This window comes from Butyrivibrio sp. TB (genome assembly GCF_900110805.1).
Lineage (GTDB): Bacteria > Bacillota > Clostridia > Lachnospirales > Lachnospiraceae > Butyrivibrio > Butyrivibrio fibrisolvens_C.
In genome coordinates, this window is sequence record NZ_FOER01000008.1 from 130,444 (window position 1) to 143,265 (window position 12,822).

The following is a 12,822-nucleotide window of genomic DNA, read 5'->3' on the forward strand; positions in this document are numbered from 1 at the left end:
ATGTTCCTGCAAGTACCGGTCCATTTATATACGAAAAATAATCAGTCTATGAAAAAACATATATCGTCATAAAGTCTCGACAAATCCGGTATATTCACGCTTTCTTATCAATCAGATATCCGATTACTGTCCCTATTATTATTCCAGAAAAAGTTCCAACCCAGAGATTAGATATAGTGATTCCAATGATCAAACCTGCAACAAGGCCTAATATCATGTAAAGGCCTGTCCAGGATGTCTTCTGTTTTGTGATTGAATAAAAGTCACGGCCATCACTGTTCTTGCGCCTTACATAGCCGGCTTTTTCAAGGCTATGTACAAGATCATCATCCTCATGCCTGCAAGACGTTCTGACTACCTTAAGTTCCTGGAATTTAAACACAAAACTTGCTATAGCAGAGTATATTTCAGCACCAAGAGAGGGCTTTTGGTATGCAGGTTCAATATCCAATAAAAGCGTTACTTCCCCATCAATTCCGGCCTCTTCAAAATGAAATCTCCCTACCTTCTTATCAGCATCATCTCTAAGGGTAACTGACCATTCTTCTTCCCAGAGTTTATCAACACTCTGAGGCTGTATCAAAAAATGCCTCGTAACAAGCGGCAATAACTTATCTCCCATAAATACCTCCAAGTAATACAATTAGTATGCATAATATCTCGCACTATCATTATATCATTATGATTAATTTACTTCATCCGGAAATAATTCTTAGATAAGCTATTTTCTATATACTGCCTGCCCTTATAAAAGCTTTGGGGATGCTGGTCCGTCCAAGTGGTTTAGTGATTATTTATTTTTAGTCTGATCAGTATCGCCTTTACAAAGCTTTTATTCAGTGTTATCATACCTGTTGCTATACGAGTGTTAAATCCTTCCCACTCGCAAAATCGGCACATGGCCGTACACTAAAGGAGAAAGAAAATGAAGAAAACAAAAACTCTGTACATCGTACAGGCAGGCGCCATCGGCGCTTTGTATGTAGTATTAACAATGTTCGCGCAGGGATTCGACCTTGCAAGCGGAGCAATCCAGTGTAGATTCTCAGAAGCTCTGACAATCCTCCCATTTTTCACACCGGCTGCTATTCCCGGAGTTACAATAGGATGTCTTTTGTCTAATATCCTGATGCAAAGTGCACTTCCGGATGTAATATTTGGAACCTTAGCAACACTTATTGGATGTATTGGAACATATGCTCTTAGAAAACACAGGATTCTTTGCTCACTTCCGCCTGTAATAAGCAATGCGCTTATCATTCCGTTCGTACTAAAATATGCTTACGGCATGACAGACCTGATTCCTTTTATGATGCTTACAGTAGGAGCCGGCGAAGTTATTACCTGTGTGATATTTGGTGAGATACTTCTCAATGCTCTCTTCCCTGTAAGAGGAATATTATTTGCTGACGATCATACTGCTAAAAAGATCTGATAAGCACGATCAAAAGCTGAAGAAGAAAATCAAGAAGAACTGAAGTACATAATAAGAAGGATAAATATAAAGAACTGTGAAAAATGAGATGATCACTTTTTCACAGTTCTTTTTTGTTCGTATTAGAGATATAAATTGATTCTGCTATAAATGTATTCCTTACATCATAATATGTAGAGATAATATAAAAGCACTTTACCCTTCAGCAATATTGTTTTTGGGAACAAACTCAATTTTCAGAGTGCTATCCATTGCTTCTGCCAAACGCTTCAATAGCGCAAGACTGGGATTCCTTGTGCCGTTCTCAAGTCTACTTATATCAGCTTGTGTAATACCACTTTTCTCAGACAGTTCCATCTGAGTCATCCCTGATTTGATTCTAGCATCAAGAATTGCTCTTTTTATATCCATTTCAGGCTGTAAAGACTCATACTCTCTTCTGAAATCATTATCCTGCATCAATTCATTTGTAAGATCCTGTAAATCACTCATATGTACCTGCCTCCTTTCTTCTGAAATAATCAGTCCTCCGAGTCTTAGCTAACAAAATTTCACTCTTTGGAGTTTTCTGCTGTTTTTTTACAAAACCATTAGTAACAACTATCAATCTTCCAGCATCAAAAAAATAAAGAATTCTTACAATATTATTACCTTCACACGTTCTAACTTCAAAGATTCCATCATCAAGTTCCTTTGACAGTGGTGCTCTTGCCATATTTCCATATTCCTCAAGCAAGTGAAGGTCAGCCACCACCTTAGCCTTCAATTTTAAATCAAGAGTCCTGATAAAAGCGCCAACTGGTTTGCTTCCATCTTCCTCTTTGTAAAAATCCACTTCAAATTTTTCCAAAATACTCCCTTTCTTTTATGTTATATATAGCATATTTTGCTCATTCAGTCAATCTTGCTTTCCTCTTTGAACGCTGTCCAAAAGAAAGCCATTAATGAATTTAGTGACTGAATATCCTTTATGGTCTGATTGTTAGTAATGTATACTAGTTCTAAGACCATCGATATTTGGTTTTGTGACATAAAATCGAATCCTTTCCTGTAAAAATATGTTTCCTAAGTACTTGCGCAAGTATCAGTGGAAATTATGTCGGCGAGAAATCGCCTTGACAGCTTTTGTGCTGTTGAAAATGTACTCCAGAAATGAGCACAGGAAATATATTAGCATAGACTTTCTTTGTTGTATAGTGAAAATCCAAACCACTCTGCTCGAATTTAAAATGTCAGAGTGGTTTTATCTTTTATTATCCAAAAGTACGACTCCGCCGCATTCCCACCTGTACGATATGTGCAGGAATATCGAAGGAGTGATGAATATGTTCTCTAAAGAACTGCAGATCATGGATCACAATACAGCTACATATATGATTGATGAACTTCAGGAAGAACTCGATACTACTAAAGAACAGCTGGATACTACTAAAGAACAGCTGGATATCGCTAATTCGATGAATCTTAAGAAAGATGATACTATTTCTTCTCAGGCAGAAGAAATCATAAGGTTAAGGCAGCTTTTAGCTGATAAAGGCGTAGAAGCATAAAAATAATCAAGTCCTACCTAGCAGCTATCTCTTTTGCTAAGTAGGACTTTTGTTATCTCTTCTGTCTGAAGAGTTGATAAGTACTGAATCGAATCCATACCAAAGGTATGTGTAAATGGATTCTGCATGAAACCAACCTCCTATCTTACTATGTGTATATCAAACCATGTATGATTAGCAACCTTTTATATTGTCTATATATATTAGCAACCTTTTATATTCATATGCATCCTTTTATATCGTTCAAAATTCATAGAATCTCTATATTGCCAGATTGATTATATATCCTGAATATATTCTGATAATCTCTATGTCATTCATCCAGAAGTAACGTTATACAATTTAGGCTCAAAACAAAGATTCTAAATGCCAATTACAGGAACACACATTATTAGTAAAAATCTCACTAAAAAATCCCACGATGAATCCAATCACCGCGGGATCTTAATTCTAAACTAACATTTATTACATCATGCTCTCAGCTACAGCCTCAATATCAAGGCCATTAACATTATCTATGAACTCTGTATCCTCCGTAGCGTCTGAATAGACAAGAAGCTGGAATTGTTTCGTATTCTTAATCATGAATATTCCTTTTATTGGAACGTGATATTAAAAAGATGTTTTATTTTCTATTGAGTTTGAATCCGACAACTGCGCCGATGATACCGCCTATAACATGTGACATATTCGAGATATCATCCGTAAGGACTACGCCCTCGTACACCTGCTGCCCCAAGAATACCACCGCTACCAGTATGAATGTAAGCGGTATCTCACCATTTCTAAAGCTGGTAAAAGATGTAAGAAGTATAAATGCAAATACTACGCCGCTTGCTCCGCATAAAGCCACATTTGGAAACAGGAAATAGTTCACAACTCCTGTTACAAAGGCTGTTATAAGGATGACCTGCATTATCCTTTTCGACCCATACTTTTCTTCAAGCATAGGTCCCAGCAGCAGGATAAAAGAAGCATTGCCTATATAATGATCCCATCCGCTGTGACCAAGTACATGAGTAAAGAACCTTATGTAAGTTAGAGGATTGGTAAGCGATGAGTGATAAGTCATAAACAAAACCTCGTTGCTTACACCTAGCGTTGCAAAACCAAGCAGCAATACTGCAAGACTTATAAAGATAAAACCAAGAACTACAGGTGAATTAAATGTGATCTTAAACTTTTTCATAGAATCAAAATCCCCCATTCCTGTGATACAATTATTTTAGAAGCTATTATCAGAATGCCGTTAAGATATATCTTATATATACCGATTATATCTAATATTTATATAAAAGCACATGAATACAGGTCATATCTGTTATTTGTTCAAAACCCATGGATACAGGTCATATCTGTTATTTGTTCAAAAAACATGGATTCATTTCTAAGTACAGAATGCAGAAAGTATTCAGTAAATGTCTAAGGTAATCAGTATGGAAAAACGTCTAAAAGAGTATCTATCCTATATGGCAGAGTTCATCACCACTGACCACAGCGGCGAAGAATACCTAAGAGCATACAAAGATCTCATGACTCAGATAGCCTTCTTCCAGCACGAAAGGCTCATCCATCTTATTGTCACCGTTACATTTGCAATCCTTACTCTCATGGGAGTAATTGCATATGTAATGACATCCATGCTCCTGTTACTCGTCCTGACATTCCTATTTATTATACTCCTCATTCCATACATCAGGCACTACTATATTTTGGAAAACGGAGTCCAGAAGCTCTATACTTACTACGATTCAATCAAAGTGTATATTCCGACTTCTAATTCTCATTATCCTTTTACTTAAATTCCACACCTCTACGTAGCAGCATTCTCAGAATCTTTGCAATGGCGGACTGTATATGAATCATTGCCACGCTTTTTAATTGTTTTATAAAATTCATGAGCGTGATAGATTGATTTTTTTATTCTGCCCGGGGTTCACATGTCTGAGCGCAGCGAGTTTGAACCCCAGAATAAAAGACTCAAGATATCATGCCATGAATTTATAAAACGATTAACAGCGTGGCAATGATTCATATACAGTCCGCCATTGCAAAGATTTTGAGAATGCCAATATGCAGAGGTGTGGATGCACTTCTTTTATCACTTTTCCTTGATAAGACCGTTCTTGTATGCTTCCATTAGTTCCTTAAGGTCATCTATCTGCTTCTTAAGTTCTCGTCCGACATCAGTATCCCTTACCATAACTCTCTTCTCAAACTCCTCAGTGCTTACTATCTTGGGCGTATATTCCTGCCCGGGTGTGAAGCTCCTGTGAACAGCAAGGGCAAGGTGATGAGAGTTGCAGATAAGTGTATACCCTGCTATTCCTGTCTTTTCATGATATGCCTTGGACAAGCCTCCATCTATGACATAGAGCCTTCCATCAGCCTTGACAGGGCTCTCTCCATTCTTAACTTCAACAGGCACATGTCCGTTGATTATATGAGATCCTGCGCAGCCCAGACCAAACTCACTCAATATCTTTTCAACATATTCTTTATTATCAGTATATGAATAATATGCATTAAAAGTCTCTTTACAAGCTGCCTTATCATCGACAAAATAGTGCTCGAATGTTGTTATCTTATCTTTGCCAAAAAGAGGCGAATTCTTGCCGCACCACAGATACCACATAAGGTCTACTGCTTTTCTTTTCCTGACAGGATCTGTAACCTCATCCAGAAAATATGCGTCTATACACATCTGGTTCAGATAATCCATAAGGCTTCTGCCGGAGAATGATCCGTCTGCATTACTGATCTCAACAAACGATCCGTCATTATTCATAGGAATGCAGCCATGGTAAAGGAGGTTATTGTTGCATATCTTGTACATAGCTCCGTGGGAGTATATAAATCGTATATGCTTATGCAGAAGCGGCGAATGGATGAAGCTCATCTTAAGAGTGTGGATCAGTTCGCCCTCTTCGATAGTCAGATTATAAGGGTGGAGCGGATCAACTGTAGGGAAGTTCCAGTCCTTAAGCTTATATGTTACGCCATCTATTGTAACTGTATGCTTGTCATAGTCGATATTATTAAGAAGGAGCCTGTCTTCCATCTCGTATTCCGGATGCTGCATTATAAGCTGTCCTTCAAGCTTGAACTGTATGATAGAGATAGCCTTACACATCTTGGCAGCAAGCTCGGGCTCTACAGAGTCGTACTTGTTCTCATCAAGCTGATGTATCTTGAAATTATCACAAGGATCATCCGCATATGTATTGGCAGCAAACATAGAAAGAGGACGAAGGTTAATACCATAACCATCCTCAAGTACGTCAAAAGAGTTATAGCTGGTCGCAATCCTAAGCACATTGGCTATGCAGGCTGTATTGCCGCAGGCAGCGCCCATCCAGCTAACGTCATGATTGCCCCACTGGATATCAACGTCGTGGAAATTCATAAGCTCGTTCATGATAACATCGGCATGAGGTCCTCTGTCGAATATATCACCGATTATATGAAGTGAATCTATAGTCAGGTTCTGAATAAGACCGCACAGGGCTGTGATGAACTCATCTCCTGCATCCACGTCTATGATACCGTTTATGATCTCCTGATAATACTGCTTCTTGTCAACATCCTTGGCATCATTGTGCAAGAGCTCATCTATAGCATAGGCATAATCCTCAGGCATCTTCTTACGAACCTTGGACCTTGTATACTTTCTTCCAACACATTTTACTATCTGAACGAGCCTAAATATGGTAATCTTCTGCCACTCAGCATTATCTACGCCCGTCTGTCTGGCATTTGAAATAATTCTATCAGGATAATATATAAGGTTAGCTAGATCCAACTGCTCCTGACTAGATAACATATCTCCAAAGGTCTCTGTGATCTTGGCCCGTATGATACCTGATGAGCTCCTAAGAAGGTGCACGAAGCTCCTATCCTCTCCATGAAGATCTGAGAAAAAATATTCTGTTCCCTTTGGAAGTGCACAGATCGCACGAAGATTGATGATCTCTGCACCAGCCTTTCTTGAATTTGGATATTTCTGGCTTAAAAGCTTAAGATAGTCAAGATCTCGCATAAAAATGTCTCCCCATATAAATGTAAGCGTTTACATAACAATAATACAACTTCTTTAAGTTTGCACGCAAGCACACTTTTACCTGCACATAAAAAGCAGTAGACACGGTACAGCCCCTACCTACTGCTTTTGTGATTTTATAATTTCAGTTATTTATTTTTCAGCTTGCTTTTTCACTTTCTTTAGGCTTAGACGATTTTCTATTGATCCAGTCCTTACCATCAGTAAATCTTGCAACGATGAAGCTAACTACATAATCCCCTGCTGCATTGACCATAGTTGCAGGAGGATCGATGAGATTGCCAAGCGCAAGAGCTATAGGATATGCAATTGCCATCTGATCAGGGAAGAACATAGTTACAAGGACAAGTTCTCCTACTCCGCCGCCTCCCGGGATTCCTGACATAGCTACTGATGAGAACACAGCTATTATGATAGCAAGGACAGCTCTGCCACCGGTAAAGTCCATACCGAATATTCCAAAGAGGAAGGCAACCTTGAGGATTGCAGACATTGATGAGCCATCCATATGCATTGTAGCGCCCATAGGAAGGACTATATCCGTAACATCCTTAGGCACACCGGATTCCTGCGCAACTTCCATATTGGTAGGGATGGTTGCAACAGATGAGCATGTTCCAAATGCTGTAACTGCAGGTCTGAACAGGTGTGAGAACATAACTGATATACCCTTTTTGTCGCCGCCAAACCATGCATACAGAGGGAATGAAACAAACATGTATACGAAACAAAATACATAATAAGTAATAAGCGCTCTTGAATAGTCACCGATAAGGTCAGGTCCGTATGTAGCTACAAGACTTGCAAAGAATCCAAAGAATCCGATAGGTGCATAGTAGGTGATAAGCTTAACGATGCGCATGATAACTTCAGTCATGTTAGAGAAGAACTTGCCTACAATAGACTGTGATCCGCCGCATCCCTGAATTCCAAAGCCAGTAAATACAGATGCTACGATAAGAGGCAGCATCGCTCTTCTTGAAAAAAGAGCTGTGAAGTCTTCAACTGTAAAGAAGTTAATGATCATCTGCGGAATCGAAATAGTATCACCAATCTCACCTTCAGTAAGATCATATGTATGTGTAACGGGCGGGATTACCATCATGACTATATAAAATAAAACTGCAGCAATAAGACCTGTTACAAAGAATGTTGCAATAGTGGTTCCAAGTATCTTGCCTGCCCTTTTAGGACTTTGCATATTACCAATGGCGCTTGATATTGAGAAAAATACCATAGGCACAACTACGCAGAACATAAGGTTTATAAACAGCTTACCTAGTGGTTCAAGAACAGTGGCACCGTTTGATATAGTGCTGCCATCCTCCCCTGTTACAACAGGCCATATCCATCCGACAATGCAGCCTGCAACGATAGCTATCAGCATAGCCATAATGAAACCATAACTTTTTAGAAAATTCTTCCTACCCATAGTCCTCCTTCCGGCTCCAACGAGCCAAGGTCCAACGATTCTAAAAAATAAAAAGGCAGCGCCTTGAGAGTCTATAAGCTCTTCATCGCGCTGCTCTTTAATATTATCTCATTGCTATATATGCGTAGTCAATTACAATACGTATACATTCGCACGTTTTACCATCTAAATGCAAACTGTACCTCTGTTCGTTCCATCCCCTTACAGATCAAGAGATTTTATATCCTGGTCCATGCTGCATCATCTAACTTATAATCTTCTATGGTTAAGTCCCTTTTACCTTGAATATGCACTCATATCATTAGCCCACTTATCTGCTCCTATTATGGACTGGGCAAAAGCTACTGCATTATCAGAACCGCCGGTGTTCATATCCCTGAAGTAGGCATATGCAACTTTTTGATTGCCGCTTGAATCAAGGATTCCGAAGTACAGGTTCTGCGCTATCTCTTCGCCGCTTTCTTCAAGATTTTTGATAAATATACCTTTTATATACTGGTTACGGATAACTCTGTTGTAGGCATAAATGATCCCCGCAGCCTGCGAGTTCTGATCACCGTATACCGCTGAGCTATAGCCGCATTCTGTCAGATATACAGGTCTTACCTGACCTTTATTATTAAGATAAGCTGACTGACACAGATAATCCGTGAGAACTTCTATATTCTCCATTGTAAGCATATCTGTGCCTGCATCATGACTTATAAGTGACCCATAATATGGCGTCATCGGAGTCCAGAATGGTGTCCAGTACAATGGAGTATTGTACGGATGCTGTGCAAGTCCCCAGTTAATGTTACCTTCTGACTTAATATAAGCATTGACATTGTCAAGAACATCTCTTCCATCGTAGAAAGTCGGATCAGAAGTTCTGTTTCTGTCCCACATCTGGTCAATACACATGCAGACATTGGCGTTTTTGTTCTCACTCATGATAGCGTTGTAGCAGATCCTAAGGCTATCAGCATATATCCTTGAGTAGGTTGCAACATCAGTATATGGCAGATAGTTCCATGACAGATACGCATTAACTTCATTGCCTATAACCCAGTTATCGATCTGGCCATGTCCGGTACTTCCGTTATAGCGGTTACTGATATAAGACATCAGAGCTTCAAGCTTCTCAAGACCTCTTTGATCAGCAGTATTGAGCATATAATAAGGACAGGATCCGCCGCCATCCCTTGCCGTAGGATAGACAAACTCCGCATCCTTATAGCCATTTAGAACCACCATCGTTACTGCAAGGCCTTGATTGTTATACTTTTTCATCAGCTCGTCATAGCCTGAGAAGTTACCTGTGATAGACCAGGTCTTGCCATTATAATTCCAGTTGCCGCTGGAAGATTCGCTTATGCTGAACTGGTGGATATTAAAGTTATAGGCAGTCTGCCCTGCATTAAGGCCTCCAAGGTTATTGCCCCAGATCCCCTTTTTGTTAGATTCGTTTTTCCTTGAAGACGTATTGGTTGCCAGAGCTTCCGGGTTAGTTATGTAATGGAAGTTACTAACTATTGTGTAGCTGCCACTATTTAAGGTAGCTATTGCAAACTTGTCATACAGATGCGAGCTTGCAGTTTCCTTATTCAGGGCAAAAGAAAATGTCGCACTAGTACCTGCAGCTGCACTTGCAACAGGAGTCCCCGACGGCGAAACTTCGTACATCTTAAGCGCAAACAAATGGTACAATCCGTCATCGCTTGAAGGTACAGATGACGCAGACGCCTTGACTATTACATTACTTCCTTCAATCTGAGCCGAAGTAATACTTACAGTTCCAGCAGCTCTTGCAGGAAGCTTAGACGGAGCCAGAAATACAAACAAGGCAACAAGTGCCAGAAATATAGCAGAAATCTTTTTCTTTTGATTCATAGATAACCTCTCTTTATACCTGAAAACTCCATATAAAGTCTTAATACCAAACTAAAGCAATGGCTTTAATACCACCTCTTTGAATTGATATTGTAAACAAACATTCAGATATACATATATCGGAGGATCGCACTAATTCCTGAATATTTCTTCTGGCTTTCTTTTGTCAGCTACGAAGTTTAAGTTATATTATTCTATTTACTTTTCTTATTGATGATATATATTCCAAGACTTACAAGCACAAGCGCTATAAGAGTATAGATACTAAGTGCCTCCGCGCCTTCATGAAGGAATATCGCTGATAATATAACTCCCATCACAGGATTTACGAAACCCAGTACTGTAACAGTACTAACAGGATTATATTTAAGGAGTACTCCCCATAATGTATATGCACCGGCAGATATGAATGCCATATAGACAAGAAGCGGTATACTTCCTGCAGACACGATGGTTAGATTCCCGCCCATAAGCTTTCCGACTATGCTCATGACGATCCCGCCTATAAAGAACTGATAGCCTGACAATATTACAGGATTCTCTTTTTGGGAAAAGAGCTTAATAAAACATCCCGCAACAGCACTTGCAAATGCTGCAATAAGCATCGCTCCCTCGCCCTGAATAGAGAATCCTCCTTCAAGGAAGGAGGCGCTACCACCTGTAACGCAGAGAAATACTCCTAAAAAGCCAATCAGCATGCCAGCTGCCTTACGAACAGATAACTTTTCAAATCTGAAAGCATATACTGCTAGAAGGATACTGAAAAAGCTTCCGGCAGCATTAATGATCGAGCCTCTTACACCTGATGTAAAGGCAAGGGCCATATAGAAGAATATATACTGAAGTATCGTCTGAAAGCAGGCTAAGACCAGAATGTATAAAATAGATGATTTCTTAGGGATCAGCACTTTTTTCTGAAGTATACTTCCAAAGACGATAACCATGATACCTGCAATTATAAATCTGGTACCGGCAAAGAGTATCCTCGAGGGTGTATCGCCCGGCGCTATGGCAAATAGATCATATCCTATCTTAATAGCAGGCGAAGCACTCCCCCATAAAGTACAGCAAAAGATTGCTGTAAGGATCACTATAGGAAGTCTCGTCCAGATTGACTTCTTGTTTGAATTTAAATCTTTATTTGTTTTTTTCCCTGATTCTGATGAATCTGACTGACTTACTGTAGATGAAACTACATTAATTGTTATATCATTACCGGTTTTCATTTATTTCCTCGTGTCTTTAATTTTATAGGTGAATTACAGCACAAAAATATTTCACCTAAACTATATTTTTGGTTTAGGTGAAATATTTTGCCGTTCGCTACTTAGTATACCTTTTTACTATATTTTTTACTATATTTTTTACTATTTTTTATATTTATCTCCAGCGTTCTTCGAGATGTTCTCTTTCTTCTGTGGTTTCCCATTTTGGAATGGGAATGCCAATATTAAGCCTTTCACAGCTCTTTATATAATGTTCTATTATTATGAACTCAGCTAAGAAGATCTTCTCTTACAAAGTTGGTCCATGCATGCTGCTCTTTCTTGGGAAGTCCGAACTTCTCTTTGCCAAGAGCTATACTTTTCATAAGAAAAGACATATTTCTTGCAAGAGCTCTCATGTCAAAAAGGCCCTCTGCATCGCCTCTTGCTTCGCCGTCAGCGCCGCCGTGGACACTGTTCCAGTAATAGCTAGAAGCTACAGGCATGCCTGATATAGTAAAGTACTTATTGATCTCATCAAATGTTGCTGACAATCCGCCTCTTCTAGCCACAACTACGCTGGCACCGACTTTCATGGTCCAGTCAAAATGCGAGCTGTAGAAAAGTCTGTCCAGAAATGCTATAAGCGTAGCATTGGCTGAGGCATAGTATACAGGTGAAGCAAATACAACACCGTCAGCCTCTTCAAACAAGTGCACGGATTCATTGACAATATCATCAAATGTGCATCTTCCAAGCTCAGCGCATCTGCCGCATGCGATACATCCTCTTATATCCTTCATACCGATATTAAGGATCTGAGTTTCTATCCCCTCTGCTTCAAATTCTTTTACCATCTCATTTAGAGCAACAGCCACATTGCCCTTAACATGAGGTGAGCCGTTAACAAGTACCACTTTCATAGTCTGCCTAGCCTCCTACTTTCTTATAAATGCTGCATCCTTATCAGGCATGTTATCATCTGATACATACCTCTCAACTGTCATATGAAGATCATATTTATCACGAAGTTCTGCAATAGTCTTCATCATAGGTGATGCATGGTGAGCATCAATAGCTGCCTGATTCTCCCAGCTGTCTATGAGAAGGATAGTCTCAGGATCGTCCATAGAGATATAGTATTCATATCTTAGATTTCCTTTTTCAGCTCTGATAGCAGCAACTGTCCCGCTTCCTATCATTTCTTCTGCAAATTTGGCCGCAGATTCATTCTTGCCTGTATATCTAAGGTTTACAGTAATACTCAT

At 39.4% G+C, this 12,822-nt stretch carries 13 protein-coding genes; 3 read left to right on the forward strand and 10 right to left on the reverse strand.

The window, feature by feature from the left end:
• Nucleotides 1-94: 94 nt before the first annotated feature.
• Nucleotides 95-622, reverse strand: a complete 528-nt coding sequence (locus BMX21_RS07295; RefSeq protein WP_027205438.1) for a hypothetical protein — start codon at nt 620-622, stop codon at nt 95-97.
• A 303-nt stretch (nt 623-925) separates the two neighbouring features.
• Here BMX21_RS07295 and BMX21_RS07300 point away from each other — a divergent pair, with 303 nt between their 5' ends.
• Nucleotides 926-1,435, forward strand: a complete 510-nt coding sequence (locus BMX21_RS07300; RefSeq protein ID WP_092042901.1) for a QueT transporter family protein — start codon at nt 926-928, stop codon at nt 1,433-1,435.
• Between the two features lie 195 nt (nt 1,436-1,630).
• On the opposite strand, the gene BMX21_RS07305 is transcribed toward BMX21_RS07300, so the two are convergent.
• Both BMX21_RS07305 and BMX21_RS07310 read right to left on the reverse strand, forming a co-directional pair.
• Nucleotides 1,631-1,927 carry a helix-turn-helix domain-containing protein gene (locus BMX21_RS07305; RefSeq protein WP_092042903.1) on the reverse strand — a complete coding sequence of 99 codons (297 nt, stop codon included), beginning with the start codon at nt 1,925-1,927 and terminating at the stop codon, nt 1,631-1,633.
• Nucleotides 1,920-2,285, reverse strand: coding sequence for a type II toxin-antitoxin system RelE/ParE family toxin (locus BMX21_RS07310; protein ID WP_177173960.1), 366 nt, complete (start codon nt 2,283-2,285; stop codon nt 1,920-1,922). Before BMX21_RS07310 ends, BMX21_RS07305 begins: the two co-directional genes overlap by 8 nt.
• Nucleotides 2,286-2,760: 475 nt before the next feature.
• Between BMX21_RS07310 and BMX21_RS07315 the strand changes: the two genes are divergently transcribed.
• Nucleotides 2,761-2,985, forward strand: coding sequence for a hypothetical protein (locus BMX21_RS07315; protein WP_143057217.1), 225 nt, complete (start codon nt 2,761-2,763; stop codon nt 2,983-2,985).
• A gap of 625 nt (nt 2,986-3,610) precedes the next feature.
• Here the strand turns inward: BMX21_RS07315 and BMX21_RS07320 are convergent.
• Entirely contained in the window at nt 3,611-4,174 is a 564-nt protein-coding gene (locus BMX21_RS07320; protein ID WP_022754534.1) for a rhomboid family intramembrane serine protease, read from the reverse strand.
• A 247-nt stretch (nt 4,175-4,421) separates the two neighbouring features.
• Here BMX21_RS07320 and BMX21_RS07325 point away from each other — a divergent pair, with 247 nt between their 5' ends.
• Entirely contained in the window at nt 4,422-4,787 is a 366-nt protein-coding gene (locus BMX21_RS07325) for a hypothetical protein (RefSeq protein ID WP_092042907.1), read from the forward strand.
• Between the two features lie 299 nt (nt 4,788-5,086).
• Here the strand turns inward: BMX21_RS07325 and BMX21_RS07330 are convergent, their stop codons facing one another.
• From BMX21_RS07330 to BMX21_RS07355, 6 genes are all read right to left on the reverse strand, one after another.
• Nucleotides 5,087-7,024 carry a fructose-1,6-bisphosphatase gene (locus tag BMX21_RS07330; protein ID WP_092042910.1) on the reverse strand — a complete coding sequence of 646 codons (1,938 nt, stop codon included), beginning with the start codon at nt 7,022-7,024 and terminating at the stop codon, nt 5,087-5,089.
• Between the two features lie 160 nt (nt 7,025-7,184).
• On the reverse strand, nt 7,185-8,477 hold the full coding sequence (locus tag BMX21_RS07335) for a dicarboxylate/amino acid:cation symporter (RefSeq protein WP_027205809.1): 1,293 nt from the start codon (nt 8,475-8,477) through the stop codon (nt 7,185-7,187).
• 276 nt (nt 8,478-8,753) lie between these two features.
• Nucleotides 8,754-10,349 (reverse strand): DUF5722 domain-containing protein, encoded by a 1,596-nt coding sequence (locus BMX21_RS07340; RefSeq protein WP_092042913.1) that lies wholly within the window; start codon nt 10,347-10,349, stop codon nt 8,754-8,756.
• Between the two features lie 194 nt (nt 10,350-10,543).
• Nucleotides 10,544-11,575, reverse strand: coding sequence for a DMT family transporter (locus tag BMX21_RS07345; RefSeq protein ID WP_092042916.1), 1,032 nt, complete (start codon nt 11,573-11,575; stop codon nt 10,544-10,546).
• A 269-nt stretch (nt 11,576-11,844) separates the two neighbouring features.
• Complete coding sequence (locus BMX21_RS07350) at nt 11,845-12,477, reverse strand: flavodoxin family protein (protein ID WP_092042919.1); 633 nt, start codon at nt 12,475-12,477, stop codon at nt 11,845-11,847.
• 15 nt (nt 12,478-12,492) lie between these two features.
• Nucleotides 12,493-12,822: a putative quinol monooxygenase gene (locus BMX21_RS07355; RefSeq protein ID WP_022759420.1), complete on the reverse strand. Its 330-nt coding sequence runs from the start codon at nt 12,820-12,822 to the stop codon at nt 12,493-12,495.

What these genes read in the sequence shown, in the direction of transcription:
- BMX21_RS07335 (WP_027205809.1), bottom strand. Translation starts at nt 8,477, where the DNA reads ATGGGTAGGAAGAATTTTCTAAAAAGTTATGGTTTCATTATGGCTATG.
- BMX21_RS07340 (WP_092042913.1), bottom strand. Translation starts at nt 10,349, where the DNA reads ATGAATCAAAAGAAAAAGATTTCTGCTATATTTCTGGCACTTGTTGCC.
- BMX21_RS07295 (WP_027205438.1), bottom strand. Translation starts at nt 622, where the DNA reads ATGGGAGATAAGTTATTGCCGCTTGTTACGAGGCATTTTTTGATACAG.
- BMX21_RS07305 (WP_092042903.1), bottom strand. Translation starts at nt 1,927, where the DNA reads ATGAGTGATTTACAGGATCTTACAAATGAATTGATGCAGGATAATGAT.
- BMX21_RS07345 (WP_092042916.1), bottom strand. Translation starts at nt 11,575, where the DNA reads ATGAAAACCGGTAATGATATAACAATTAATGTAGTTTCATCTACAGTA.
- BMX21_RS07350 (WP_092042919.1), bottom strand. Translation starts at nt 12,477, where the DNA reads ATGAAAGTGGTACTTGTTAACGGCTCACCTCATGTTAAGGGCAATGTG.
- BMX21_RS07355 (WP_022759420.1), bottom strand. Translation starts at nt 12,822, where the DNA reads ATGAGTATTACTGTAAACCTTAGATATACAGGCAAGAATGAATCTGCG.
- BMX21_RS07320 (WP_022754534.1), bottom strand. Translation starts at nt 4,174, where the DNA reads ATGAAAAAGTTTAAGATCACATTTAATTCACCTGTAGTTCTTGGTTTT.
- BMX21_RS07330 (WP_092042910.1), bottom strand. Translation starts at nt 7,024, where the DNA reads ATGCGAGATCTTGACTATCTTAAGCTTTTAAGCCAGAAATATCCAAAT.
- BMX21_RS07300 (WP_092042901.1), top strand. Translation starts at nt 926, where the DNA reads ATGAAGAAAACAAAAACTCTGTACATCGTACAGGCAGGCGCCATCGGC.
- BMX21_RS07325 (WP_092042907.1), top strand. Translation starts at nt 4,422, where the DNA reads ATGGAAAAACGTCTAAAAGAGTATCTATCCTATATGGCAGAGTTCATC.
- BMX21_RS07315 (WP_143057217.1), top strand. Translation starts at nt 2,761, where the DNA reads ATGTTCTCTAAAGAACTGCAGATCATGGATCACAATACAGCTACATAT.